The sequence below is a fragment of the Nonomuraea antri genome (assembly GCF_013283785.1).
GTDB lineage: Bacteria > Actinomycetota > Actinomycetes > Streptosporangiales > Streptosporangiaceae > Nonomuraea > Nonomuraea antri.
The window spans coordinates 1-25220 of record NZ_JABCPZ010000066.1 but is presented as its reverse complement, the minus strand read 5'-3'; the positions used below and the strand labels follow the sequence as shown (position 1 = coordinate 25220).

General features: G+C 69.7%; 23 protein-coding genes. 15 read left to right on the top strand and 8 right to left on the bottom strand.

Annotation, left to right across the window (positions count from 1 at the left end; genetic code table 11):
• Positions 1–24: 24 nt before the first annotated feature.
• Complete coding sequence (locus tag HII36_RS22450) at positions 25–930, bottom strand: LysR family transcriptional regulator (RefSeq protein WP_173525199.1); 906 nt, start codon at positions 928–930, stop codon at positions 25–27.
• Positions 931–1025: 95 nt separating this feature from the next.
• Here HII36_RS22450 and HII36_RS22445 point away from each other — a divergent pair, with 95 nt between their 5' ends.
• Both HII36_RS22445 and HII36_RS22440 read left to right on the top strand, forming a co-directional pair.
• The gene (locus HII36_RS22445) at positions 1026–1415 is read left to right on the top strand and encodes a hypothetical protein (RefSeq protein WP_173525198.1); all 390 of its coding nucleotides are present in this window, start codon (positions 1026–1028) and stop codon (positions 1413–1415) included.
• Positions 1416–1485: 70 nt separating this feature from the next.
• Positions 1486–2379, top strand: coding sequence for an oxidoreductase (locus tag HII36_RS22440; protein ID WP_173525197.1), 894 nt, complete (start codon positions 1486–1488; stop codon positions 2377–2379).
• A 104-nt stretch (positions 2380–2483) separates the two neighbouring features.
• Here HII36_RS22440 and HII36_RS22435 read toward each other — a convergent pair whose 3' ends face one another.
• On the bottom strand, positions 2484–4013 hold the full coding sequence (locus HII36_RS22435; RefSeq protein ID WP_173525196.1) for a carboxylesterase/lipase family protein: 1530 nt from the start codon (positions 4011–4013) through the stop codon (positions 2484–2486).
• A 123-nt stretch (positions 4014–4136) separates the two neighbouring features.
• Between HII36_RS22435 and HII36_RS22430 the strand changes: the two genes are divergently transcribed.
• Complete coding sequence (locus tag HII36_RS22430) at positions 4137–4721, top strand: TetR/AcrR family transcriptional regulator (protein ID WP_173525195.1); 585 nt, start codon at positions 4137–4139, stop codon at positions 4719–4721.
• Between the two features lie 52 nt (positions 4722–4773).
• Here HII36_RS22430 and HII36_RS22425 read toward each other — a convergent pair whose 3' ends face one another.
• A complete protein-coding gene (locus tag HII36_RS22425; protein WP_173525194.1) occupies positions 4774–5523 on the bottom strand; it encodes an SDR family oxidoreductase in 750 nt (249 codons plus the stop codon).
• Positions 5524–5539: 16 nt separating this feature from the next.
• Positions 5540–6025: an MFS transporter gene (locus HII36_RS22420; RefSeq protein WP_173525193.1), complete on the bottom strand. Its 486-nt coding sequence runs from the start codon at positions 6023–6025 to the stop codon at positions 5540–5542.
• A 205-nt stretch (positions 6026–6230) separates the two neighbouring features.
• On the opposite strand from HII36_RS22420, the gene HII36_RS22415 reads away from it, so the two are divergent.
• From HII36_RS22415 to HII36_RS22400, 4 genes are all read left to right on the top strand, one after another.
• Positions 6231–6968, top strand: coding sequence for a TetR/AcrR family transcriptional regulator (locus HII36_RS22415; RefSeq protein WP_173525192.1), 738 nt, complete (start codon positions 6231–6233; stop codon positions 6966–6968).
• A gap of 332 nt (positions 6969–7300) precedes the next feature.
• Entirely contained in the window at positions 7301–9121 is a 1821-nt protein-coding gene (locus HII36_RS22410) for an IS481 family transposase (protein ID WP_173525191.1), read from the top strand.
• 386 nt (positions 9122–9507) lie between these two features.
• The gene (locus tag HII36_RS22405; RefSeq protein ID WP_173525190.1) at positions 9508–9990 is read left to right on the top strand and encodes a GNAT family protein; all 483 of its coding nucleotides are present in this window, start codon (positions 9508–9510) and stop codon (positions 9988–9990) included.
• 154 nt (positions 9991–10144) lie between these two features.
• Positions 10145–10282, top strand: coding sequence for a hypothetical protein (locus HII36_RS22400; protein ID WP_173525189.1), 138 nt, complete (start codon positions 10145–10147; stop codon positions 10280–10282).
• Between the two features lie 297 nt (positions 10283–10579).
• Here the strand turns inward: HII36_RS22400 and HII36_RS55820 are convergent, their stop codons facing one another.
• Both HII36_RS55820 and HII36_RS22380 read right to left on the bottom strand, forming a co-directional pair.
• Positions 10580–12376: a hypothetical protein gene (locus HII36_RS55820; RefSeq protein WP_217369822.1), complete on the bottom strand. Its 1797-nt coding sequence runs from the start codon at positions 12374–12376 to the stop codon at positions 10580–10582.
• 101 nt (positions 12377–12477) lie between these two features.
• Complete coding sequence (locus HII36_RS22380; protein WP_173525185.1) at positions 12478–13143, bottom strand: hypothetical protein; 666 nt, start codon at positions 13141–13143, stop codon at positions 12478–12480.
• 123 nt (positions 13144–13266) lie between these two features.
• On the opposite strand from HII36_RS22380, the gene HII36_RS22375 reads away from it, so the two are divergent.
• Complete coding sequence (locus HII36_RS22375) at positions 13267–14409, top strand: sensor histidine kinase (protein WP_173525184.1); 1143 nt, start codon at positions 13267–13269, stop codon at positions 14407–14409.
• Complete coding sequence (locus HII36_RS22370) at positions 14406–15122, top strand: response regulator (RefSeq protein WP_173525183.1); 717 nt, start codon at positions 14406–14408, stop codon at positions 15120–15122. Before HII36_RS22375 ends, HII36_RS22370 begins: the two co-directional genes overlap by 4 nt.
• A gap of 244 nt (positions 15123–15366) precedes the next feature.
• Here the strand turns inward: HII36_RS22370 and HII36_RS22365 are convergent, their stop codons facing one another.
• Positions 15367–16425 (bottom strand): winged helix DNA-binding domain-containing protein, encoded by a 1059-nt coding sequence (locus tag HII36_RS22365; protein ID WP_236003752.1) that lies wholly within the window; start codon positions 16423–16425, stop codon positions 15367–15369.
• Positions 16426–17356: 931 nt separating this feature from the next.
• Here HII36_RS22365 and HII36_RS22360 point away from each other — a divergent pair.
• Positions 17357–17884 carry a ferredoxin gene (locus HII36_RS22360; protein ID WP_173525181.1) on the top strand — a complete coding sequence of 176 codons (528 nt, stop codon included), beginning with the start codon at positions 17357–17359 and terminating at the stop codon, positions 17882–17884.
• Between the two features lie 336 nt (positions 17885–18220).
• Here the strand turns inward: HII36_RS22360 and HII36_RS22355 are convergent, their stop codons facing one another.
• Positions 18221–18844 (bottom strand): hypothetical protein, encoded by a 624-nt coding sequence (locus HII36_RS22355; protein ID WP_173525180.1) that lies wholly within the window; start codon positions 18842–18844, stop codon positions 18221–18223.
• Between the two features lie 684 nt (positions 18845–19528).
• On the opposite strand from HII36_RS22355, the gene HII36_RS22350 reads away from it, so the two are divergent.
• The 5 genes from HII36_RS22350 to fxlM all read left to right on the top strand — a co-directional run.
• The gene (locus tag HII36_RS22350; RefSeq protein WP_173525179.1) at positions 19529–19864 is read left to right on the top strand and encodes a hypothetical protein; all 336 of its coding nucleotides are present in this window, start codon (positions 19529–19531) and stop codon (positions 19862–19864) included.
• Between the two features lie 136 nt (positions 19865–20000).
• A complete protein-coding gene (gene fxsT / locus HII36_RS22345; protein ID WP_217369821.1) occupies positions 20001–22649 on the top strand; it encodes an FxSxx-COOH system tetratricopeptide repeat protein in 2649 nt (882 codons plus the stop codon).
• Positions 22650–22980: 331 nt separating this feature from the next.
• Positions 22981–23172 carry a hypothetical protein gene (locus HII36_RS22340; RefSeq protein ID WP_173525176.1) on the top strand — a complete coding sequence of 64 codons (192 nt, stop codon included), beginning with the start codon at positions 22981–22983 and terminating at the stop codon, positions 23170–23172.
• Complete coding sequence (locus tag HII36_RS22335; protein ID WP_236003751.1) at positions 23169–23654, top strand: DUF4253 domain-containing protein; 486 nt, start codon at positions 23169–23171, stop codon at positions 23652–23654. Before HII36_RS22340 ends, HII36_RS22335 begins: the two co-directional genes overlap by 4 nt.
• A gap of 419 nt (positions 23655–24073) precedes the next feature.
• Positions 24074–25220, top strand: a 1147-nt coding sequence (gene fxlM, locus HII36_RS22330) for a methyltransferase, FxLD system (protein WP_173525177.1), incomplete at its 3' end; no start/stop codon positions are given.

Genomic DNA, 25220 nt, shown 5'->3' with positions numbered 1-25220 from the left:
GCCCGCGGGGCGGCGATTTCCCGGTCAGGCAGGTGCGGGAAGTGCCTGTCCCACCAGGAGATCCTTCGCGGATCGCACGAACTCTGTGACGAGTGGGTTCGTGTCCGCGGTCCGGGTTGCCACGACGATCTGGCAAGGCTCGATCCCGTCGAGCGCCACCGTGACCAGGTCGGGACGCAGGGTGTGGCGCCGGTCGCCGGCCGGGACGATGGCGATGGCGGTGCCGTCGGCGATGGCCTCGAGCTTGTCCTCGTAGGCCTCGGCCAAGACAGGACCCACCGGGGCGGGTTCGCTGCCCGATCGGGGTTCGAGCCGCCAGAAGGTGGTCCATTCGACGCCCATCCCGGTACAGCCCACGAGTGGTTCCGCGGCGATGTCGCCGGCCGTGACCGCCTCTCTCCCCGCGAGGCGGTGCGACGCGGGCACGAGCAGGACCCGGGCCTCGGAGTACAGAACCGTCACCGCCAGATCCGCGGCTGGGATCGGCAGCGGCGTACGGGTGACCAGGGCATCGACCTGCCGCTCCAGCAGCATGGAGGCGTCCTGCGAGCCGAGGTGACGAGTGCGGACGTGGGCGTCCGGAAATCGCCGGCGCAGGTCGCGCACGGCGGGGGTGATGACGAGATCGTCGACGTACCCGATGGTGATCGTGCGCGCCGGCGCCGCGGCCAAGGCGGCCTGGACCGCCTGCTGGGCGTTGTGCAGCAGTTGCTGTGCCTTGGGCAGGAAAGCCGCGCCCGCGGCGGTGAGGCGGCTGCCCTGGGTGGTGCGCTCCAGGAGACGCACGCCGAGAGTGTTCTCCAGACGCTGGATCTGACGGCTCAGGGACGGCTGGGCAACACGCAGTTCCTCGGCCGCCCGGGCGAAGTTCAACTGCTCGGCGACGACCGTGAAGTACCGGACCAGCCGAAGATCCAGATCGGGAAGCATGCCCCCAGGCTAGTCCCGCGTTATGCACTTCTCGCATGACGGGGTGCAATACAGGCCTTGGACGCCTCCGCCGGTCCGGTGGTGTCATACCTGGCATGACCATTGTCTTTGTCCACGGCGTCCCGGTGACCTCCGCGGTCTGGGCTCCGCTGATCAGCAAACTGCCCAGGTCCCAGCGGCAGGACGTGGTCCGGCTCTCACCTCCGGGCTTCGGCGCCGCACTTCCCGCAGACTTCGGCGCCACCTTCCTGGACCACGGGGAGCGCCACGTCGAGGAGACCTTCTCGGGAGACGTCGCGGCCCGGCCCGGTCTGGTTCCCGTGGCCACCGACGACCTCACCGCCGGCAGCGTCGCGCTCCGCCACCGCGCCGCCCAGCGCGCCGGCGCCCGTGCCGTCGACCTCGACGCGCTCGGTCACTGGTGGATGCTTCAGGACCCGGCCCGGGCCGCCCGCATGCTGTCGGACTTCTGGAACAGCCTGTGAACCGGCGCATTCGGAAGCCGTCGATCTCGAACACCGCGCAACACGATCACCGAAAGACCGCCATCACCTCATGACCATGCACATCCCCGATCAGACCGGCCGGACCGTCATCATCACCGGCGGCAGCAGCGGCATCGGCAAGGCCACCGCTGCCGCGCTGGCGGCGAAGGGCGCACGGGTCATTCTCGCCGTGCGCGACCAGACCCGCGGGCGCGCGGCCGCCGCCGAGATAGGCGGACTCACCGAGTCGCGCCCGCTCGACCTCGGGTCGCTGACCTCCGTGCGCGAGTTCGCCCGCACGATGGACGGCCCCATCGACCACCTGATCAACAACGCCGGTTCCATGACCGACACCCTGCGGCACACCGCCGACGGCTTCGAGAGCCAGTTCGGCGTCAACCATCTCGGGCACTTCGCATTGACGAATCTGCTCCTGAGCCGGATCACCAGGCGGGTGATCACCGTGTCGTCCACCAACTACCGCAGCGCACACATCGACTTCGCGGACCTGCAGTGGCAACGACGGCCCTACCGGCCGTTCGGCGCCTACGGACAGACCAAGCTGGCCAACCTGCTGTTCACCCGGGAACTGCAGCGCCGCCTGATCAGAGCCGGCTCGCCGATCCTGGCCACGGCGGCGCATCCCGGCTGGGCAGCCACCGGATTCACCATGACCACCGGCCGGCGGATCCTGGACCGCACCCTCGCACTGGGAACGCGGCTGCTGGCCCAAAGCCCAGAAGGCGGGGCCCGGCCGACCCTGCTGGCCACCGTCGGCGACGTCCCCGGCGCAAGCTTCTCCGGCCCCAGCCGGTTCGGGGTACGCGGCCCCGCCGCACTCGAAGAATTGTCCGGTGAAGCACTCGACGATGACATCGCGCAAAAGCTCTGGGAGGTTTCCGAACTCCTCACTCATATCGAGTTTCCCCGTCTGGGCGGCCGGCCTGACCCGGCTGAGCAGTAGATCACCGGAAACGTCAGGCAGGCGCCTGGTGGCAGCGGCCCGAGCTTCCGCACGCCGAAGGGTGCGCCCCCTTCTCGGGGCGCACCCTTTTCAGCGGCTGCGGCTCAGTTGCCGCTCCAGAAGCGGTAGCCGTGGTCGGTGACGAAGTCGGCCCGCTTCCAGGCCCCGGACGTCAGGGACTGCACGTGCCAGCCGGCCTGGCCGCGGTCGTCGCGCAGGCGGGGCCAGGTCCGCTCGCCGCCGCCGTTGGGGTCGCCGGTGGCGGCGAAACGGATCCAGGCGCCGATCAGCCGGTCACCGAGTGCGGCCTGCCGGGGCGAGAGCTTGTCGAACAGGGCCAGGTCGAACAGGTACGGCAGCTCGGCCATGTGCTGGGCGGCGGCGGGGAAGCTCGGCTTCGGGTAACCCGCGTACCAGGGGGTCTTACGCTCGGCGAACTCGAACATGCGCGTGGAAGTCCAGCGGGACAACGTGCGGGCGGTGTCGAGGGTCGGCGCCGACCAGGTCGAGTCGGTCTTCACCCGCGCCAGGGTCCTGCCCGCCGAGGCGCCCAGCGGGTAGCGCTTGAGCACGGCGCCGGCCCTCTTGCCGTAGGCCTGCTCGATCGCGGGCCGGTAGTCCGCGGCCGGCAGGGGCTTGCCCGTCGCCAGTTCCAGGCCGAGGATCATGCCGTTCTCCTCGTCGTGGTTGACTCCGTACAGGACGGGGACGCGGTTGAACCGGCCCGTGCGCAGGGCCTCGTCGACCGGGAGCGGCAGCGCGGGCGTGCCGCTGACCGGGCGCGGTTCCCGCGCCGTGCCGTACGCCTTCAGCAGCCGGTCCATCGGGACCTCGCGCAGGCAGCCGGCCACGTCGGACGCGTCGGCGCAGCCCACCTTCTCGATCACCTCCTTGCTCTCGGCCCGGGCCACGGCCGGGGTGCGGGAGGCGTTGCCCGGGATGCCGCAGGGCGCGCTCTGCACGATCGCCCGGTGGAACAGCCCGGCTGAGGCAGGCGAGGCGAGATGGCCGCAGACGGCGAAGCCGCCGCCCGACTGGCCCATGATCGTCACGTTGCCCGCGTCGCCGCCGAAGGCCGCGATGTTCTCGCCCACCCAGCGCAGCGCCTGGCGCTGATCGTCCAGGGCGAGGCCGCCGGACTCCTTCAGCGACGGGTGGGTCAGGAAACCGGCGACGCCCAGACGGTAGTTCATCGACACCACGACGGCGCCGCCGGCCGCGAGCCGGTCGGGGCCGTACAGGTCGCCCATGCCGAACATCATGCTGCCGCCGTGGATCCACACGATCACCGGCAGCTTGCCGCGCTTGCCCACGGGCGTGGTCACGTTGAGGTTCAGGCAGTCCTCGTCCGTGCTGGGCTTGCCGATGGGGTAGCCGGCGGGCTGCGCGCACACGGCGCCCGGCCTGGTGGCGTCACGCACTCCGGTCCAGGAGGTGGCCGGGCGGGGCGCGGCGAAACGGGCGGCCTCGGCGTACGGGATGCCCTGGAAGGAGCGCACCTGCTGGCCGACGCTCCCGCGCACCGCGCCCTTCGAGGTGACCACGACCGAGGGGTCGGCGGCGGCCTGCGCGGTCGGCGCCATGGTGGCCAGCAGAGCGAGGCCGAGGCCCGTCGCCGCGATCGTCTTCTTCATGTTCGGTCTCCCTGTCCGTCAAGCGATGGGAGGACCATAGCCAGATTTGCACGATCGAGTCAAACGAACGAGCAAAACGATCGAATGAAACGATTGCGCTAATCTGTTGGTAGGGTGTGCCGCATGGGAAACCGTGAAGACCTGCTCGCGGCCGCCAAGCGGTGCCTGCGCGAGAAGGGCTACGACCGCACCAGCGTGCGCGACATCGCCGGCGCGGCGGGCGTGAGCACCGCCGCGATCGGCTACCACTACCGATCGCGGGAGGCCCTGCTCACCCAGGCGCTGTTCGACCTGCTGGACGAGTGGGGAGACAGCCTCGGCCGCGCCCTGGCCCCGGGCGCGGGCGACGACGCGGCCCGCGGCTTCGAGCGCATGTGGGACGGGCTCATCGAGCAGTTCACCGCGCATCCCGACCTGTGGCTGGCCACGGTGGAGCTGTTCCTGCAGGCGCAGCGGCAGCCCGACCTGGCCGCCCACCTGGCCGGCGGTGTCGCGCAGGGCTGGCGTGGCATGGCCGCGATCCTGCAGAGCGTGCCGGAGGAGACCGTCTCCGATCACTCCGCCCGCACCCTCGGCATGGTGCAGACCGCGCTGATGACCGGGGTGATGGTCCAGAGTCTCAGCAATCCGGCGAGCGCACCCACCTCGGCCGAAGTGCTGGAGGGGCTGCGGGCACTGGCGAAGATCGCCGCACCCGCCGCCCCGTGACGCCCGCGTCCCGCAGGTAGGAAGGGCTCGTCACGGGGCGGCACTCGCGGGGTTACATGGTCGTCCCGCCTGAGACGTCGAGCCGGTGTCCGGTGATGTAGCGGCTGTCGTCGGAGGCGAGGAAGGCGACGGCGTCGGCCACGTCCTGCGGTGTGCCGAGCCGGCCGAGGGGCGTCTGGGCGGTCAGCCAGGTCAGGGCCGGGCCGACCAGGCGTCCTTGGTGCATGTCGGTGTCGATGACGCCGGGGGCGACGAGGTTGACGGTGATGCCGCGTGGCCCGAGCTGCTTGGCCAGGGCGACGGTCATGACGTCGAGCGCGGCCTTGGACATGGCATAGTCGATCGCCCTGGGCATGGCGGCCCCGCGGGTCAGCATGGTGCCCACCGTGATGATCCGCCCGCCGTCGCGCAGCCGTGGCAGGGCTTGCTGGGTGATGAGGAACGGTGCGGTGGTGTTGACCGCGAACAGGCGCTCGAAGCCCTCCCGCGTGACGCCGTCGATCTCGCTCTGGTCACCGAGGATGCCCGCGTTGTTGACCAGGACGTCCAGCCCGTCGGCGTGCGCGTCGAAGGCGGCCCACAGGGCTTCGGCGTCGCCGGGCGCGCCCAGCTCGGCCTGGACGGCGAAGGCCCGCCCGCCGGCCGCTTCGATGGCGGCGACGGTGTCCTTGGCGGCGGCGTGGTCGCCGCCGTAGTGCACGGCGACCCGGGCGCCTTCGCGGGCCAGCCGGGTGGCGATCGCGCGGCCGATGCCCCGGCTCGCGCCGGTCACCAGCGCCGTCCTGCCGGTCGATGTCGTCATGATGTGCCTTTCTGTCTCATGCGGTGTAGGGGGTGGTGGCCGGCTCGGCCGCGTGCCGTTTCACCGGCAGCAGGGCGGCCAGCGCCACCAGCGCGACGAGGATCAGGGCGAGGATCGGGGCGGATCCCCAGGCGTACCGGGTGCCGCCCCAGCCGGCGACCAGGCTGAGCGCGACCAGTACCACCGTCAGCAGCAGCGCCCCCGGATAGTCGATGCGCGCCCTGATCCGGCGCGGCTCCAGCCGTACGGCGGCGCCGATGAGCAGCAGGGCCGCCGCGCCGACGGGCAGGTTGACGAAGAACGCCCACCGCCGGCCCACGTCGGCGAACAGGCCGCCGAGCAGCGGCCCGGCGATGAACGCGATCGGCATCATGACCCCGAACAGCCCTATGAGCCTGCCGCTGTGCCGGGGCGGCACGACGACCTTGCGGCCGTACAGGTCGCCGAGTTTGCCCCAGATCGGCGTCGTGGCGGCCATGCAGATCAGGTAGCCGGTCGCCACCCAGGAGAAGTACTCCCAGCCCGCCGAGGTTTTTCGCGATCACCGGCAGCGCCGGGTCGAGCATCATGCCGTCCAACGGGGCTGTGATCATGCCCAGCATCGGGCCGGGATCGATCCATGCGTCCTCCATTTCGCGTACTTCGTACGTGAAATGGACCATAGCTCATTCAGGTACCATGTACGCAAATGGGAGGAAGGGGTGCGCATGGCCGACGAGGAACCCATCACCAGCATCTGGATGCAGCCCGAGGCGCACGAACGCTCCGGCCCGGGACGGCGCCCCGGCTACAGCCGTGCGCAGATCACCCGAACGGCCGTCCGGATCGCCGACGCCGAAGGAGTGGAGGCCGCGACCATGCGGCGGATCGCGGGCGAGCTGGGCACCGGCGCCATGTCGCTCTACCGCTACGTACCCCGGCGCGACGACCTGTTCGACCTCATGATCGACCTGGCGATGAGCGAGATCGAGCTCCCCGACGGCCCGTCCGGTGAGTGGCGCGGCGACCTGACGCTGCTGGCCCGGCAGACCCGCGCCGCCGGCCTACGCCATCCCTGGCTGATCGCGCTGCTCACCAGCCGGCCCACGCTGGGCCCCCACCTGCTGCGCGTGCACGAGTTCGCACTCAGCGCCTTCAACGGGACCGGGCTCGACATCGACGACATCACCGGCTTCGCCGGCATGCTGAACGACTACGTCCACAGCGCGATCCGCCGCGAGATCGGCTGGCTGGAGGAGGCCCGCCGCACCGGCCTGGACCCCGAGCGCTGGAAGCGGGACTACATGGGGCCTTATGTCCGCCAGGTGGTCGAATCCGGCGCCTTCCCCCTGTTCAACCGATCGGTTCTCGACTCCCGCACCGCCCACCTCGCCCCTGAGGAACGCTTCGGGCACGGACTCGATCGCGTCCTCGACGCCATCGCAGCGCTCGTACCATCGCTCTGACCTCGTTGAGCGGGAAGTCGGCAACGCTCCCGGGAAGGAGCCGCTCGATCGCCGGGCCCGGTTGCCGCCGACAAGACAGGAGGATGGGCAGCCGACGACTGAGCGTCCGCCGCGCACCGTGGCCCGATGGGACAGGGAAGTATGGTTGTGTGGCCTCAGGACATCGTTGACGGGCGAAGCTCGGGAGTTGCTTGACCGACGATCTTGCAGGGATGTCCCGCCGTCTCAGGACATGCTTGACTTCCCTCCCCGTGACATCTCCGTCGCTTAGCGCAATCTGCCGGTCCGCACCCACTTGCCAGGCGTGATGATGCCTGCGGTGGGGGTGCGGCATGGAACCACGCGAGTTACAGGAGTACCGCTACCGCGCGGTGCGTGAGGTGCTCGACGGATCGGCGATCGGCGAGGTCGCCGTCCGGTACGGCACGTCACGGCAGTCGCTGGACACCTGGCGCAAGCGCTTCCTGGCCGAGGGCCTGCCTGGTCTGCTCGATCGCTCTCGGCGGCCGCGCACCAGCCCGGCGCGCACCGGCTCCGACCTCGAGGCGCTGGCCTGCCAGCTGCGGCGGCAGCATCCGCGATGGGGCGCCAAGCGGATCCGATACGAGATGGAGCGGCGCGGCGCCCAGCCGGTGCCGTCGCGGGCGACGATCCATCGCATCCTGGTGCGCAACGGCCTGGTGACCGCCCAAACCCAGGAACGCAAGCGGGTCTGGAAGCGGTGGCAGCGCGCGGCGCCGATGCAGTTGTGGCAGCTGGACCTGGTCGACGGCGTGCCGCTGACGAACGGGCGCACCTGCAAGGTGGTCACCGGGATCGACGATCACTCCCGGTTCGTGGTGCTCGCTACGGTGCTGCCCGTGGCCAGCGGCCGGGCGGTGTGTGAGGCGTTCGCCGCGGCGATGCGCCGCTACGGGGTGCCCGCCGAGGTGCTGACCGACAATGGCAAGCAGTTCACCGGCCGCTATACCAAGCCTCTGCCGGTGGAGGTGATGTTCGAGCGGCTGTGCCGGCACAACGGCATCACCGCCCGGCTGACCAGACCGCGCTCCCCTACCACCACCGGAAAGATCGAGCGCTGGCACAAGACATTCCGGCGCGAGTTCCTCGACCAGGCCGGCCCGTTCGAGTCGCCACAGATCGCCCAGGAAGCGATCGACGGCTGGGTCGAGGCCTACAACCACCAGCGCCCGCACCAAGCCCTGCAGATGGCCACCCCCAGCGAACGCTTCCGGCCCAGCTCCAGCCCGTCCGACATGCCGGTCACCCTCGTCGACGCCCACCCCATCGACGAACTCGAACCCGACGACCCGCTCGCCGACGACTTCGCCGTCATCGGCCCGTCCCCACTGCCCACGCCCCTCCCCGGCGCGGTGGAGTTCGAGATCGTCGTGCCGCCCAGCGGCGCAACCACCCTCGCCTCCACCGGCCAGAGCGTGTGGATCGGACCGGTCTGGGCGGGCCGGACCATCACCGTCTGGGCCGACCAGTGCAGCATCCACCTGTCGGTCAACGGCCATCACCTCAAGACTCTGGCCTCCCGCCTATCGGCCGATCATCTGCACCAGCTGACCATGCGCGGCGCCCGCCCGGCCGGGCCACCGCCCGCACCACCCGCGCTCGCCAGGACCGGTGGCCATCAGGTCGTCCCCGTCGGCCAGCCGGTCGAAGTGCAGCGCAACGTCCGTCGGAATGGCTTCATCATGGTCGCGGACCGGGCCTTTCTGGTCGGTCGCGACTATGCCGGGCAGCGCCTCACCGTCCGGCTGGACGGTCACCTGATGCACGCCGTCAGCCAGGGCGCGCTGGTGGCCACCTGGCCCTGTCCCGTGTCCGCAGACCGGCTGTCCTCGATGCGCGGCGCCCAGGCCGCTGCCACCCCGCTGCCGCCCCCACCGCTGCCGACCGGGTCCATCCGGGTGCAACGGCGGGTGGGCCGGGACGGCCGAATCATGGTGGGCAACCAGCGGATGAAGCTCGGCAAGGGCAATGCCGGAAAGATCGTCACCGTGGTGATCGAGGACACCTACTTCCGCATCCTGCACGGCGAGGAGGAGATCGCCGTCCGGCCTCGCAAGAACACCACTCCGATCACCCAGCTGAAGGTCCACGCCCGCCACTCCAACCCAGGCAAACCGTCCAACATCTCCTGAGACCTTTGTTGCTGGCAAGGCACGCCCGAAGCGTCAAGCATGTCCAGAGCGCACCCGGTCAAGGAAGTCGCGAGACCACACACCCAGGAAGTAGCCATTCCCTGTCGCATGCAAGGTCCTTCCCTCATTCCGGCCGGTGGTTCCGCCTCGCGCCTCTACGGTCGAAGGCGATGCCTTCCCTGTCATACAGGAGCCTGCCGGTGATCCCCGAATCCGCGCCAAGCCTTACCCGACCGGCAGCTTGCCGCAGGCACACTCGCGGCCTTTCGGCGAGATCGCCGCGGTGATGAACGCGCTCATGGACAGCACGTTCATCCTCCGCGACACCAAAGGCCCCGAACCCCGTGACCACGGTCAAGACCCTGCCGCTCACCGGCGGTGATCGTATGCCTCGTGGCCGAACCCCCGTTCGCGTTCAGCGGGTCTCCCGCCTGCGCTGGTGGTGGACTCGCATCACCACGCCACACGCCCCGCTGCGCTTCGTCTACCACCCGCCCGCACTTCCGGCCGGCCTGCGCGAAATCTACGTCTACGATCCCGGCGACTACGACATCGCCCGCCTCGTCTGGCAGGTTTGCGACGTCTGCCGCTGCGGCAGCATCAACAAGATCTCCATCGACCAGGAATCGCAACGCCAAGGGCTCGGCCGCCGCCTGATCCACCGCGCCCTGCGCGACGGCCCCGCGTACGCCTGGGTCACCTCGGGACAGTCCCCGGAGGCCGAGAAGTTCTTCCCGATCATGAGCGCCGAGACGGGAGCGGCGTTCACCGCGCACGGCCGGTCATGTCCCCACACCAACCTCGACCGGAAGAGCTTCGCCGCCGAACGCATCCGGCCACCGCGCGCGGTCATCGAACACGACATCTGACAACGCCACGCCAGGGACAACGCTGACCACCAGGCGTCGCTGCTGCGTCAGCGCCACATCCTCACCGAGGCCGGCCTCTTGTCGCACACCGAAGGCTTCCGCCCGCCGATCGGGTGCTGCTATTCGGGACCGGGAGACGGTCGACATCCACCACGTGCGCAACCGGTGCAGAGCCCGTCGCGTCGCCCTGCGCGTCCTGTCGAACTTCTACGGCCTCACCGCAAATGACTCGACCACCGCGCTGATCATCGATGTCGTCACCTCGGTCGGCCAGTCCCAGCGCGACCTGTGAAACGAACTCACCGACGAGGTGTGGACGGCGTTCCGCGAGCAGGGCGCCTCCATCCCGGCCCGCGCTCGCACCCACGGAGTCTCGCACTCATGGAGTGAACCGCGCCGGCCGGCCTGCTGCTCGATCAGCGGGGCTGACGGCTCGTCACCAGACCGATGCCGAACACGGCTCGCCACCGCTGACCTCCGTTCTTATCCTCCTCACGGGCCAAGACGAGTGCGCCGGCGGCGAGCCTGCGCGCGGTGCTGATCGTGGTTGTTCTTCCCTGAGGGGCAGGCCCGGTGGCCCCGGTTGGGGTCAGGTGCACTGCACCTGGTAGGCGACCTGCTTGACCGGCTTGTTGTGGTTGACCACTTCGATGGCGAGTGTGCCGCCGCTGGGGTTGGCCGCCCAGTTGGAGGACGTGGTGTCGGTGAAGCCGTCCGGTCCTGTGGTCTGGGTGAGGATATGAATGGCGCGGCCGTCGACGAGCCATCGGAAGGAGATCGCGGTGCCCGGTGCGGCGTGCAGTCGCGCCGACGCCTGCGTGCTCGGCCTCAGGCTGCAGTCGCCGTGGTAGCTCTCACTCACGACGCTGCCGATGCGGACCGTGCCCGGGTCGGGCTCCTTCGGCACGCAGGTCCAGGTGTAGGGGTACTGGACATACGGCTTGTTGTGGTTGAGCACTTCGATGCGGACCGTTCCGCTTCCGCTGCCGGTTTGCCGCGGCACGTTCCAGAGGTCGTCGAGCTCGTTGCGGAGGTTCGGTTTGAGGGTCTTGGTCCTGACCGGGCCGGGCTTGCCGTCGGCGACCAGCCGGTATTTGACCTGGGTCTCGCGGTCGGTCATGAACAGGGCCGCGGCGTTCAAGGCGAAGGGGGCGTCGCAGTCGCCGGTGTGGTGGGGCACGCGGGCGTAGCGGAAGGTCAGCGTGGCGTCGTTGGGGCCGTCGTCGCAGGTGAAGGTGTAGGAACGCGTGTCGGGCTGGACGGGGCCGCCCTGCACCATGAGGCCGACCTGGTGCGTGCCCGCCGCGTCCTTGCCCAGGCTCCAGCGGCTGTTCATGAGGTAGGCGCGGGCCTGAGTGGAGGCGGGGAAGGGGATGTCCAGCTTCGGACCGGCGACGCCGTCGATGATCCACCAGGCGGTGACCGTCTGCGCGGCGCCGGCGGGCAGGGTGATGCTGCCGGTGGCATGGTAGGGGACCGGTTCGACGCACGAGCCGATGTAGTCGCCAGGGGAGACCAGGACGATCTGCCGTCCCGGGACGGCCGGGGGCCGCGTGGTCGTCGGCGTCGGCGTGGGCGTCATGGTCACGGTGATGGTCGGCGTCGGGGTCGGGCCGGGCCGGCAGGTCACCGTGTAGGCGGCGCGGCCGGAGTCGCGCCCTCCGGGGCTCAGGATGCGGATCGCCTTCCAGCCGCTCGCCGAACCGCCGACGGTCAGCGGCAGGCTGACCTCGCGCAGGCGCGGCCCGCCGGCCGGGAAGTGCAGGGTCTCGGGCCGGTCTTCGCCGGTCAGGCTGTCGATCCACTGGTAGCGGACGGTGGCCGGGACGCGTGAGACCTGGACGGTCGCGGTGAAGGTCACCGTGGTAGGGCAGACGCCGGTGTGGGTGGCCGGGCTGACGTCCACGTCGGCGGCCGAGCGGAGCGTGTCGTCGGCGGGCAGCGGGTGGGAGGCGTCCCACACCTGCGGCGGGCCGTCGCACGAGACGCTGAACCGGGCCTTGCCCGACAGTCCCTTCCTGCCGATGATCTCGACCGCCTGCCAGCCGGTGACCTCGCGGTCGAAGGTCTGCCGGTCGCGTACGGTCACCTTGCGGGCGCCGTTCACCCGGAAGCTCTTGACCACGCTCTTGGTGCCGTCGCCGCGCACCCACCGGTAGCGCACGGTGCCCTTGCCCTTGGCCGCCACCACTGCGGAGAACCCGACCGTGGTCGGACACGCGCCCGACTGCGCGGCGGGGGACGCCTTCACCTTCGCCACCGCCGTCTTGACGGGCGCGGCGGATGGGACGGCGGCATGTGCGGGAGCGGCGGCGGCATGTGGGGGAGCGGCGGCCAGCAGCCCGCCGAGCACGACCATGCTCAGCAGCAACGCTGTCGCTTTCATCGCGATCCTTTCGTCAAATGGGCACACGACCGTGCGCCGCGGGGTTGTGTAGTGGCCTTCGCCGACGTCGGCGCAGGATTCCCGGGGTCGCCGAAGAATGTTCAGCTCGCCGCGTGCTCGCGGGGCCACCACTTCCCGTCCGGCATGCGGATGATCGAGAAGCCGACGTGGCCGAAGGCCGCCAGCAGGATGGCCGGGCCGCCGAACGCCAGGACGGGGGTCCAGCTCCGCGTGCCGGCGATCCACACGACCAGGCCCACCAGCACGGCCGCGGGGAACCACCATCGCGCCCGCCCCGCCCAGGCGTAGGCGACTGCGACGAGCACCAGGCCCGCGGTCGACCCGATCATGCCCGGCAACTGCCAGCCGGCGATGAGAGCGGGATGCGCCGAGCCCGCCATGATCTTGGCCGCCTGCCACTCGGACAAGTCCCGGTAGAGGGCGATGTCGAAGAAGTCGGCGACCATCATGGCGGAGAAGTTGATCAGGCCGATGACCGCCACCGCGCCCGCGAGGTTGGCCAGCACCACGCCCTTGCGACGGACGAGGTGGACCATCCCGATCACGCCGGGCACGAACAGGACCCACGCGTAGTGCAGGAGCGTCGCGCTGAGTCCCGCCGCCCCGGGGTTGTGGGCGTAGACCAGGGGGTCGTCGACGCCTGGCTCCTTGGGGTCGGCGATCATGCCGGCGAGCAGGCAGAGGGGCGCGAGGACGAGGCTCGCGCCGGCCGCGACGCGGCGGAAGGAGTCGGCGTTGGCGATCACGCGGAGGACCCTACGGATCACCCACCGCTTTCGTCGTCAAAGCAGCCTTTGACCCGCCATCCTCCTCCCGGTGGATATTCACCTGGGAACACTCCATTTCCCGTCGGCCACTACTCTCCCTGCATGCGTTCCCCTCACCGCCTCACTGCGATCGACTGGCTCGTCACCGCCGTCGTGAGCCTGTTCGTGATCGCGGAGGAGGTCACGCAGCGATCGCTGGCGCTCTCGCGCGAATCCTTCTCCCCGTGGGCGGCGGCCGCGGTGGTGGTGGCGGTGGCCATCGGAGTGCTGCTGCGGCGGAGGTTCCCGTTCGCGATCCTGATGGCCTGTTCGGCCGTCAACTCCGCATCCCTCGCCCTGACCGGCGGACCCGCCACGGCCTGGCAGTTCTACACGCAGCTCCTGCTGCTGTTCACACTCCTGTCAGAGCTGCCCCCGCGCAGCGCGAAGGCCGTCACCGGCCTGGCCGCGACCCTCGGGTACGTCGTCGTCATGGCCACCCTCGGCTCGTCCTCACCCGGATGGGGTGACGTGGCCGTCGCCCTGGTGATGACCTCGCTGGCGGCCGGGTCCGGCCTGGCCGTACACCGCCACCGCGAGCTCGCCGTGCTGGCCGCCGAACGTGGGAGACTGCTGGCCCGCGAAGCGGTCGCGGCGGAGCGCGGCAGGATCGCCCGCGAGCTGCACGACATCATCGCCCACAGCGTCAGCGTGATGACCATGCACAGCAGCGGCGTACGGCTGCGGCTGCGCGACGACCACGAGAGCGAACGGCAGATGCTGGTGACGGTCGAGGAGACCGGCAGGGAGGCGCTGATCGAGTTGCGCCGCATGGTCGGCCTGCTGCGCACGTCCCAGGACGATCCGGCCCCGCCGGGCGTCGGCCTCGACCGGCTGCCCGACCTGCTGGACCAGATCCGCTCCGCGGGACTGGAGGTGACCCTGGACGTGCGGGGCGAGCCAGCGCCGTTGCCCGCGGCACTCGACCTGTCGGCGTACCGGATCGTCCAGGAGTCGCTGACCAACGCGCTCAAACACGCCGGCCCCACGCGCGCCGCCGTTACCGTCGCCTACCGGCCGGGCGAGCTCCGTCTGGAGATCATCGACCACGGACCGGCGGAGCGGCGGGCCAGGCCGAGCCGGACGAGCGAGGCCGGACACGGCTTGATCGGCATGCGTGAGCGGGCCGCGCTGTTCGGCGGCACGCTCACCGCGGAACCCGACCACTCCGGCGGCTTCCGCGTGCAGGCGGTGCTGCCCCGATGACCAGCACCCACCCCGAGCACGGGCACGAGATCGGCGTCGTGCTCGCCGACGACCAGGCGATGATCAGAGCGGGACTGCGGCTGATCATCGAGACGCAGCCGGACCTGGCCGTGCTCGGCGAGGCGCGCGACGGCGGCCAGGCCGTGGAGCTGGCCCGCACCCTGCGCCCCGACGTCGTGCTGCTCGACATCGACATGCCCCGGCTGGACGGTCTGGAGGCGGCCCGCCGCATCCTGTCCGCGCCCGCCCCACCACGGGTGATCATGCTGACCATGTACGACACCGACATCAACCTCGACCGCGCCCTGCATGCCGGCGTCAGCGGTTTCCTGCTCAAGGGCTCGCCGCCGGAGCAGTTGTTCGCCGCCGTCCGCAGCGCCGCCCGCGGGGACGTCCTGCTCGACCCCGCGGTGACCGGACGCGTCGTGGACGCCTACCGCCGCACCATGCCCGCGGCCAGCGGCCCGGCGACGGACGCCCGCCGTCCCCCGCCTTCGCCTCTGACCGCCCGAGAGGAGCAGGTGCTTCGCCTGGTCGCCGGCGGGCTGTCCAACTCCGAGATCGCCGGCGCGCTGTCGATCGCCGAGTCGACCGTCAGCACCCACCTCAACCGCCTGCTGGCCAAACTCGCCTTGCGGGATCGCGCTCAGCTGGTGCGGTACGCGTACGAAACCGGCATCGTCCGCCCGGACAACTGGCCGACACGGCACTGAGCAGGCTGCTGAAGGAGACGCGCTGGTGCCCTCTACAGGTGCCACCGGAATACGGCAGAAACGGGCGGCGGCGGGTGCTGCTCTTGTCGCCAGACCTGTCGTCGCGGATGACGACGTAACCAGGTCCGTCCACTCCCACAGCACGGCGAGAGGGGATCGTGGACCGAGACGAGCCCTCACGTTCCGTCACCACTGAAGCGGACCCGAGTCGCGTTCCAGACAGTCCGGGTGCGCGATGACAGCGTTACAGTCCCTCGATCCGGTGCGCCTTGCCCGGCTCGGCGAACTCCAGCAGCGCCGCCGCCTCCGCGTGCACCTGTTCGGCCTGGTCGTCGGTGAACGGCGCGAACGGTTCGACGGTCACCGTCGTCTTGTCGCGCTTCCATATGCCCTGCACGAAGCCGTCGATCAGGACGGTGCCGTGCACCTGCCCGTTGACGGTGATGACGCGCCTGCGGTGCTCGTCGGCGATGACGCGGGTGCGGTCGGCGTGGCTGAGCAGCAGGTTGTCGAAGGGCGCCAGGAGGCGTACGGGGGCGGGGACGTCCTGGTCGGGGCGGGGAGCGTCCGGCAGGTCGAACATCGTGTCGCTCAGCATCACCAGCCGGGGCCGCAGCCGCTCCACCACCTCGCGCAGACCGGTCAGTCCCGACCAGGCCTGCACGTCGGCCACCGTGGCGGGGCCGAAGGCTCGCAGGTAGCGCAGGACGAGCTCCTCGGGAGAGGGTTCGGCGTGCGGTTCCCTCCCCAGCCATGCCTCGGCCGTGGCATAGGCGGCCTGGCCCGACTTCCCCCACACCGCCCGCGGCGGCACCTGCACCAGCGCGGCCAGGCTGCGCAGGATCTGCGACAGGTCGGCCGCGGCCGTGCCGGGAAAGGCGCCGGCCAGCGCCGTACCGAGCGCCGCCGCCGTCATCGGCCCCTCGCGCAGCAGTTCCAGCCCCGCCTTGACCACCGCGTCCTGGTCGGCCCCCGCGATGCGGGCGCCGAAGGCGTGCTGGAAGGAGCGGGTGAGCATCGGCTGCGTCAGCGGACGCAACCACAGGCAGTCGGCGGCGCTGACAAGGTGGACGGTGCCGCGCATGAGCACGATCCGCACCACCTGCCGCCCGGTCAGCAGCTCGGCCAGTTCCTGCGGCCGGAAGCCCGACAGACGGCACCACAGCCCGAAGTACGGCGGGAACGGCGCCTGCGCCTGTAACCCGACCAGGTGCTCGACCGCCTCCAGCGCCGTCAACGAGTGCCTGCGCAACAGCAGCTGGCGGGCGAGGGTGGCGCGGTTGAGCGCAATGCGGCTGATCATGCCACGCATTGTAGGAGCCACCACCGGATGGCCCGTTGTGGCCAATTAGCCGGTGATCGTCGCGTGTCGGTAGCTGGTGACGTCGTTTCTCGTCACCGGTGTGCATACGGCCGATCAGAGCCTGGCCGGGCGGGGACGGCGGAGGAGTTGCTCTCCTGGTGGTTGCCGTCCTGCTAGTTGCTCCTGGGCGGCGAGCCGGCGCTGATTTGTTGCCCGCTGGTGAGGATCAGGTGAGGATCGGATTGTGAGCGCAGGAGGTCGGCCCATGTGGTGGACGCCCGCTCAGGTGCCGGATCATGCGCCGCCTGCTTGAGGTTCTCCCACACTGTGGACAGGGTGATCTTGATAGCGAGGGTGGTGAACTCACCGTGGACCCGCCTCTCGGATGGACTGGACGGTGGGTGGGCGCGCCAGGCCGCTTCGGCCGGCAGGTACGGGGATGACGCCGTTTCATCAGATCACGATGCCGGCGCAGGACGATGTCCAGTTGAATGAGCATCTGTAGCCGACGTAGGACCTCGCGGGGCAGCGAGGTCAGGAGAACGGCGAGAAAGGCCCGGACCTCGAAAACGAATCCGAGTTCGGTGTCGGCGCCGAGTCGGCGTTCGAGGGCGGTGATCTGGTGGCGTAGGGCGAGGATCTCGATGTCCTTGTCTCGATCGCCCAAGGCCGCAGCCGCAGCGCTGCGAACGTGTTCGTGACGGTGAGAGCGGCCAGAGAAAGGAGCACGGCCAATCATCATGTCGTATGTGTTTGCCCTTCCCCGGTAGCTGGAACTCGCGCCGCGACGCGAAGCCTCCAGACGGCCATGACCTGGGCGGATATGACTATCGGCAGGCACAATGCTCGTCAACGGCCGCGGAACCCAGCTCCTGCCCCGGCACGGGGGCCTACCCGGTGAATCCTTCAGCGACTCGGCTACCCTTCCGCCGTGGACCTCTACTTCGATCCGGTGCCTCTGCTCGGCGAGGCGCGAGCGGCGTTCCAGGGACGGTGGGCGGATCGCCAGTGGCTCAACGTGCCCGGCCCGTTCTACGGCGCCGCCACGGACAACTGCGGCACCGGCCGGATCCACGCCCCGGCGCTCGTGCTCTATGAGGGCGAATACTTCACCGAGTACGTTTACCGGCAGCCGCGCACGACGGAGGAACTGCGGCAACTGGTCGACGCCGCACAGGCCGAGGTGTTCTCCGGCTACGGCTGTGACGGCGATGTCCACTGGACTCCGGCGGCGGTTCGGGAATGGTGGCGCGACCGGGCTCGGATCAGAGAATATCTGGTGGCTCGGCGATCCGCGTGGGAGGCCGATGACGAGAGGTCCGGGCAGGGTACGGCCCAGGCCGTTGACGACTACATGGCGTACCTCGACGGAGAGCTGGCGGCACACCTCCAGGTCTATCTCTTCTGGCTCCACGAGCGGCGGGCTCTCTCGCCTGCCGACCGGCTACCGCAGCTCTAGCCGGGACCGGGCATGTCCGCGAGGCGCGCTTCAGCCGACGTGAGCGCGGGCTTGGTCACCTGCCGCTGCAGCATCATGTCGTGGAGTGCGCGCTACGGGAGCGCAAGAGAACGCACCACCTCCATGACATGCACGGATGAATATTCGGCACCCGCAGTGCCACATCCGAGTTGTACCAGCGATGGACAGCCCGTCAGCGGCCCTCATCAAGATCCGAACCTCGAACAGCCCCTAACGGGACATGCCGGGCGGATGCTCGTCATGCCCCGAGTACGGCTCCGCCGAGCCGTACGCGCTCACCTGACCGGGTACGCGCTCACCCGGATGGGCACACGCTCACCCGGCCACCATCCAGAGCGCCGCTCCTGCCGCGAACGCCAGGTAGCCCGCGGCCGTGTTGTACCTGGCCCGCGTCTCGTCCGAGTAGATCCATATGGTGATCATCACCGCGAGTCCCGTGGCGATGATCAGCCAGCCGTTCCAGGCGAGCAGGAGGCAGAAGCCGATCTCCGCGGCGATCGTGCCCCCGCTGCGGATCAGGCTCAGCGGGTGCCAGGCGGACCTGGACCACCAGTCGTCGAGCACTTCGCCCGTCTTCACCACGGCGTTGATCAGGACGAGCAGGCTGGTCACCGAGATCGCGACTGCCGCCGATAAGCCGATCCAGGCCGCTTCGGCGGCGCCCGCCTGTGACTTGTAGAGCACCGACGCTCGTACGAGCTCCTTGAGCAGGGCCGCCTGCACCATGACCTCCATTTGCGGCACGGCGCTCTTGAAGATGAACCCGAGCGCGAAAGCCAGCACGAACGAGACCACGACCAGCACGACGCCCAGCCCCGCGGCCATCCAGGTGAAAGGGCCGGTGAAGGCGTTCAGCGCGAGGCCGGTCAGCGCGCACAGGACTAGCGAGGACAACGACTTCTGCGCGGGGAGCGTGCCGAGAGCACGGGTCAGACTCATGGGGTGATGATCTCGGAGCCGGGGCAGGGCCACCAGTGTGGCGGATGGCGAACCTCGTGACGGCGCCACCGGACACGGCCGGCATTTCCCCGACGGTTTCGGGGCTGGCTCCCGAGGCTCGAGCGCTCGGCGTGAGGACGCCACGTAGGGCGACTGGTTCATCGTCGGCTTCGACGGCTGGTTCCAGGTTCGGAAGCACGAGAACCGGGCGGCTCTCTCCGGATACGAGTGATCGGCAATGACGAGCCGCCTGCCGGCATATGAGGTCTACTGACCTGGGAATCACGGGTGTGGGACGGCTGCGGCCGCCATCGTCGAACCCGGCGCCCCGGCGCCCCGGCGTTCATCGGCGACGCCCGGCTTCGACCCCGCCGATCCCCACACCCGGGCCCTCGTGGCCCAGCGCGAGCGCACGCTCGCCAACGAGTCCGGCCAGGTCGCCGGGCCGGGCGAGCAGGTCAGCGGGCCGGACGACCAAGGCAGGCATCAGCTGCTCGGCACGCCAGTGCTGACGCTGACCGAGCGGCGGCTGGCCACGCCCGGCGTCGTCGGGCCCGGCCGACCCCGATATTCGGAGAGCCGACGCCTTCCACAGCCGCAAAGATCAGGATCTGACCTGGTACCTGATGGAACTGCTGGATGCTGTCGAGTGCCTGCGCACGGAGACCGAGCAGCGCACGCGCGATGACGACCAGCGGCTCCGCCCCGTCGCCCGTGGCCACCTCGGCGTGCGAGCTCATCCGCGGCGATGAAGTGGCCGACGACAGCGGCAGCCGTTGCGACGCCGAGCACCTGTATGCGGCCCTGGTGTGGCTGCCCGCCGCAGGCCATGAGGAACTGGCCCGTCCCGTACGTGCCGCGGTCGCGATGCGCACCGTCCCTGGTGCCAAGAACCGGCCGAACCCGAACGCCCGCTACGGAGACAACCCATGCCGGCCCCATGACCGGCACGGGGCCGGCGCCTTCGCCCACGGCTCGCGATCGGGTGCGTCCAGCGCAACGGCGGGTTGGCGCTGGTGAGAGCTCGTCCCAAAAGCGCGTTTGCGGACGGGCTGCGGGTCGGGGGATCTGGTTTCCATCGGGATGAACAACGCCTTCAGGCTGCAACGGCGCAGAAACCTCGCATGATCTTGGGTGAGGTTTCATGATGACCGGTATGCGCAGACGCATGCCGCTATGGGCGGGAAGCGTGGTGGCGATGACGGCCCTCACCGGGTTGACCGTCTACCTGGCCCAGGTCGGCCTGGATGAGGCCGACAAACTGACCAGCGCGATCGGCTTGTTCGTCGGCCTGGCCGGGCTGGCCGTGGCCGGGTACGCGCTGGTCGCCAACTCCCGCGATCAGGGTCCTGAGCGCGAACGGCCACACAGCCCCAGGCAGAAATCTGCCGGGTCATCGTCGATCACGGTCGAGGACGGCACTGCGGGCATCGCCTCGACCATCGACCGTGCGTACCACGTGCGCCGGCACGCGCGAGCCGCCGACCAAGCGGGCGTCACCCGGTACGCGCTGCCGGACAGCGCCATACGACCGGTCAGCGAGGTGGCCGCGCCGCCCCGGCTGATGAACCTGCCCCGCCACACCGGCGTGTTCGTCGGACGCGACACGGAACTCGCCGCTCTGGAAGCTGCATTGCGCGGCGGCAGGGACGTGGTGGTGGCCGCGGTGCACGGGCTGGGCGGGGTCGGCAAGTCCACGCTGGCCGCCCGCTACGCCCAAGCGCAGGCCGTTCGAAGTGCTGGCGGCGGGCCGAATCCGGTGTGGTGGATCACCGCGGACAGCCCCGCGGCGGTGGAGGCGGGCCTGGCCGGATTAGCGGTGGCGTTGCAGCCGGAGCTGGCCACGGCGCTGCCGTTGAAGGCGCTCGCGCAGCGGGCCACGGCCTGGCTGGCCGCTCATGAGAACTGGCTGCTGGTGCTCGACGACGTCGTCGATCCGGCCGACGTGGCACCACTACTGGACCGCACGCCGGCCGGGCAGGTGCTGATGACCAGCCGGCTGGGCGAGGGCCGGCACCGGGCCGGCGCGCGGGTGCTGCGCCTGGACGTGCTCGGCGAACAGGAGGCGATCGAGCTACTGATGCGGATCGCCACCCATGATCGTCCTGATCCTGGCCCCAGCGGACACGAGAGCCTGGACGGCGCGGCCGAGCTCGTGGCGGAGCTGGGTCGCCTGCCGCTGGCGATCGAGCAGGCCGGCGCCTACCTGCACCAGAGCCGGCTGTCGGCGCGCGCCTACCTGGACCTTCTGCGACGCCGGCCCGCGGTGATGTACGACCGGACCGCCCGCGGCGCCGACGGCGAGCGCACCATCGCCCGCATCTGGCGGCTCACCCTCGACCGGCTGGCCGAGGTCCCGATGGCCGGGCCGCTGCTGCGCATCCTGGCCTGGTACGGCGCCGAGCCGATTCCCCGCACCCTGCTGGACGACCTGCAGGTCTTGGAAGGCGAGGACGCGAGGCCCGCGGATGTGCCCCATGCGCTGGGGGAACTGGCCGCCTACAACATGATCACCCTCGACGCCGAGACGGTCACGGTGCACCACCTGGTGCAAGCCGTCGCCCGCACCCCCGACCCCGCAGACCCGCACCGTCGGCCGGCCGACATCGACGCCGCCCGCGACCAGGCCACCACCCTGCTCAACAACGCCATCCCCGGCCGGCCCGATCACCCCGAAGGCCGGCCGACCTGGCGAACGTTGCTGCCCCACATCTCCGCCCTGGCCGACCACACAGACACCGGCACCGATACCCCAGTCAGCGCCTATCTGCTCAACGAGACCGGCCTCTTCCTCGAAGATCAGGGAGCCGTCACCCGCGCGATCGACTATTTCCAGCGCGCGAACATCGCCTACGAGCGACTGCTGGGCGTCGACCACCCAAACACCATGACCTCACGCGGCAACCTCGCCACCGCCTACCAGACGACGGGGGACCTGGGCCGGGCGATCCCGCTGTTCGAGGCGACGCTGGCCGACTGTGAGCGGGTGCTGGCCGTCGTCCACCCCCACACCTTGTCCTCCCGCTACGACCTCGCCTACGCCTACCAGGAGGCGGGGGATGTGGGCCGGGCGATTACGCTTCATGAGGTGACGCTGGCCGACTGTGAGCGGGTGCTGGGCGGCGACCACCCCTACACCATGACCTCACGTAACAACCTCGCCATTGCCTGCAAGGCGGCGGGGGATCTGGGCCGGGCCATCCCGCTCTATGAGGCGACGCTGGGCGACAGTGAGCGGGTGCTGGGCGGCGACCACCCCGACACCCTGACCTCCCGCTACAACCTCGCCACCGCCTACTACTCGGCGAGGGACCTGCGCCGGGCCATCCCGCTGTACGAGGCGACGCTGGCTGATCGGGAGCGGGTGCTGGGCGGCGACCACCTTGACACCCTGACCTCCCGCAACGACCTCGCCTACGCCTACCGGGAAGTGGGGGATCTGGGGCGGGCGATCCCGCTGTACGAGCAGACGCTCGCTGAATTCGAGCGGGTGCTGGGCGGCGACCACCCCGAAACCTTGGCCTCCCGCAACAACCTCGCCTACGCCTACCAGGCGGCGGGGGATCTGGACCGGGCCATCTCGCTGTACGAGGCGACGCTGGCTGATCGGGAGCGGGTGCTGGGCGGCGACCACCTTGACACCCTGACCTCCCGCAACAACCTCGCCACCGCACACTACTCGGCGGGGGACCTGGGCCGGGCGATCCCGCTGCTGGAGGCGACGCTGGCCGACTGCGAGCGGGTATTGGGCCCGGATCATCCGCTGACGATCGCGGTGCGCGGCAACCTCGCAGCGCTCGGCTAGCTGACGCAGGTCAGGATGTGGTTGCCCGGCGCCCCAGGTGAGACCCAGCAGCTTGGCGATCGATGTGATCGAGTTGGCCTGCGAGGAGTCTGAGTGCAGAAATCGGATCGGAGCCAGAGACGATTACGAGTTCTATCGCAGATAGTGACGCACTATCTGCGGTGACACGGTCCTGATCGTCCGCGATGCCCCGGTGAGCCCGGTCGGCCACGCCCCGGTATGTGCTTCTCGACGGTAAATGACGCGATGTCTTCGCGGCTGCATGGCGTTCGGAAGCCGGGGGCGTTCTGACCCTCAGCCGCCTGTAGCGATCATGTCCTATCGTGCTGGGATGTGCTCGCAACAGCGGCTTCTGTCGGAACTGGCAGCACTGACCGGTCGCGTGGACAGCATCGTGGAACTGTGCGGCCTGCTGCCACCCGGCCGCCTCGTCGACACGGACGAGGGCGAAGGCCATCCGGGCCTATGGATGACGGTGGATTCGGCCTCGGCCGATCTTCCGGAGAACTCTTGCCAGAGATGATCACTTCTCCGGATCTCCACGACCACGCTGCTCTCCTGGAGACTTGGTGGGCAGGATGCACCAAGGTCGATACGGACACCGATTGGTTGCCGGAGACCGAGCGAATCGCCGTGACCGCACCCTACGGTCAGCTCTGGCCCGGATTGGCGCCGGGCAAGTCGTTAGCGGGCCGGGGAGCGGATGCCCTGGCCGCCGTTGGATGGACGGGCCCGGTGAACTACACCAACGACACCGGTGAGATCGCCGCCGTCGTGCGCAGTTGGGAGGACCGATTCGGCGCCGTGGTCGTCGGCGTCGGCTACGCCACCCTGTATCTGAGCATCGCCGCCCCGCCTTCGACGCTGCAGGAGGCGTTCCACGTCGCAGCCGAGCACTTCGCCTTCTGCCCGGACAACATCTGGCAGAACAGTCACCCCTCCACGCTTGCCGCCTACGCGGAGCGTCTTGTCGGACTCAATTCGTGGGAATTCTGGTGGGACTGACGAACGGTCTGAGGTGTCGGAGAATCGAACTTTTCTCGGCAAACCCACTAAGGTCTCTTCGATCTCATGATTGCCGCCGCCAGAGCGTCCAAGAAACGTGTCGAGAAGTAGCTGTAATAGACCGTGGCCAGCGCGGCCAGGCCGGTAGCGACCGCCAGAGCGCGCCCGCGGACCGCGTCGACTGCGGCCGCAAGCTTCTCCCCGGTCAGGCCGGTCACTCTGTCGAGAGCGAGAGTTTCAGGGCAACTATCGACTATCCCGACCATCTGGACCAGCGCCACGTCCAACTGGGACGTGCCCCGCGCTCAATATGCGCGAGCTGCAAGAGACGGCCAGGAACAGTCCCGCAGGCGGCTATGACCGCCCACTGTGGTCCCAGTCGCCTGACTCCGTCGACGAGCGAAAGTATCGTTATTTCGATGACCACAGACGCCGTCTCCCCGCAATCTCCGGATCGCCTGCGGGCCGAGATGGTCGCCACTTTGATCGAGCGAGGTTCGGTCCGATCGCCTCAGGTGGAAGCGGCCTTCGCCAAGGTCCCGCGCCACCGGTTCGCGCCCGAAGCGCCCTTGGCCGCGGCCTACTCCGCCAGAGACACCGTCACCACCAAGCGCGACGCCGCAGGCACATCGACCAGCTCGATCAGCGCGCCCTGGCTCCAGGCCGAGATGCTGCAAGCCGCCCGGCTCTTTCGCGGGGCGAAAGTCGCAGAGATCGGAAGCGGTGGCTACAACGCGGCGCTGATCGCCGAAATCGTCGGGCCCGAGGGACTGGTCGTCTCCTTCGACATCGACCCATGGGTGGTCGAACGGGCGACCCGCTTTCTGACCGAAACCGGCTTCCCCCAGGTGAAGGTCGTCCTCGGCGACGCCGAGCACACCGTCGAGCAGCACACCCCCGAGGGCGGCTTCGACGCCATCATCGTCACCGCCGGCGTCTACGACGTTCCCTGGGGACATCTGCTCGCCCCGGCCGGCCGCATGGTGGTGCCTCTGAGGTTCTCCACGGTCAGCAGGTCGCTCACCTTCATCCGCGATGGCGATCATTTCGATGGACTGGATCCAGCTGTGTGCGGGTTCGTCGCCTGCCAGGGACAAGGCGCGCTGCCGGATCAGGTGGTGGCTCTGGCGGGTGGAGCGGTGAAGCTGACACTGGAAAGCGGGCCTCCGCTTGACGTCGCCGCGCTTGAGAGTGCGCTGCGGGGTGAGCGGAGCGAGCTGTGGACCGGTGTCACTTTCGACTGGGCGCAGCCGTTCGACTCGCTGAACCTGTGGGGCGCCACGGCCGACGACGCCTTCGGCACGATCTGGAGAGACGAGACCCGCGAGGAAGGCCGCCTCGTCGAGCCCGCCCTCCGCTGGTACTGTCCCGCTCTCATCACCCCTCGCAGCTTCGCCTACCTCACCTTCCGTGAACTCCTTGGGGACGACGAGCAGTGCTGGAGGGAATTCGGCGTCTACGGTCACGGCCCTGATCGCGCCCGACTCGTGCAGAGGCTGCACGACCACGTGACCACCTGGGATCGCTACTGGCGCAACCACCCCGGCCCCGCCTTCACTCTCCACC

Bases quoted from the DNA above. Each gene is read 5' to 3' on its own strand.
- HII36_RS22450 (WP_173525199.1), bottom strand. From the start codon at position 930: ATGCTTCCCGATCTGGATCTTCGGCTGGTCCGGTACTTCACGGTCGTC.
- HII36_RS22445 (WP_173525198.1), top strand. From the start codon at position 1,026: ATGACCATTGTCTTTGTCCACGGCGTCCCGGTGACCTCCGCGGTCTGG.
- HII36_RS22440 (WP_173525197.1), top strand. From the start codon at position 1,486: ATGACCATGCACATCCCCGATCAGACCGGCCGGACCGTCATCATCACC.
- HII36_RS22435 (WP_173525196.1), bottom strand. From the start codon at position 4,013: ATGAAGAAGACGATCGCGGCGACGGGCCTCGGCCTCGCTCTGCTGGCC.
- HII36_RS22430 (WP_173525195.1), top strand. From the start codon at position 4,137: ATGGGAAACCGTGAAGACCTGCTCGCGGCCGCCAAGCGGTGCCTGCGC.
- HII36_RS22425 (WP_173525194.1), bottom strand. From the start codon at position 5,523: ATGACGACATCGACCGGCAGGACGGCGCTGGTGACCGGCGCGAGCCGG.
- HII36_RS22415 (WP_173525192.1), top strand. From the start codon at position 6,231: ATGGCCGACGAGGAACCCATCACCAGCATCTGGATGCAGCCCGAGGCG.
- HII36_RS22410 (WP_173525191.1), top strand. From the start codon at position 7,301: ATGGAACCACGCGAGTTACAGGAGTACCGCTACCGCGCGGTGCGTGAG.
- HII36_RS22405 (WP_173525190.1), top strand. From the start codon at position 9,508: ATGCCTCGTGGCCGAACCCCCGTTCGCGTTCAGCGGGTCTCCCGCCTG.
- HII36_RS55820 (WP_217369822.1), bottom strand. From the start codon at position 12,376: ATGAAAGCGACAGCGTTGCTGCTGAGCATGGTCGTGCTCGGCGGGCTG.
- HII36_RS22375 (WP_173525184.1), top strand. From the start codon at position 13,267: ATGCGTTCCCCTCACCGCCTCACTGCGATCGACTGGCTCGTCACCGCC.
- HII36_RS22370 (WP_173525183.1), top strand. From the start codon at position 14,406: ATGACCAGCACCCACCCCGAGCACGGGCACGAGATCGGCGTCGTGCTC.
- HII36_RS22365 (WP_236003752.1), bottom strand. From the start codon at position 16,425: ATGATCAGCCGCATTGCGCTCAACCGCGCCACCCTCGCCCGCCAGCTG.
- HII36_RS22355 (WP_173525180.1), bottom strand. From the start codon at position 18,844: ATGAGTCTGACCCGTGCTCTCGGCACGCTCCCCGCGCAGAAGTCGTTG.
- HII36_RS22350 (WP_173525179.1), top strand. From the start codon at position 19,529: ATGACGACCAGCGGCTCCGCCCCGTCGCCCGTGGCCACCTCGGCGTGC.
- fxsT (WP_217369821.1), top strand. From the start codon at position 20,001: ATGCGCAGACGCATGCCGCTATGGGCGGGAAGCGTGGTGGCGATGACG.
- HII36_RS22340 (WP_173525176.1), top strand. From the start codon at position 22,981: ATGTGCTCGCAACAGCGGCTTCTGTCGGAACTGGCAGCACTGACCGGT.
- HII36_RS22335 (WP_236003751.1), top strand. From the start codon at position 23,169: ATGATCACTTCTCCGGATCTCCACGACCACGCTGCTCTCCTGGAGACT.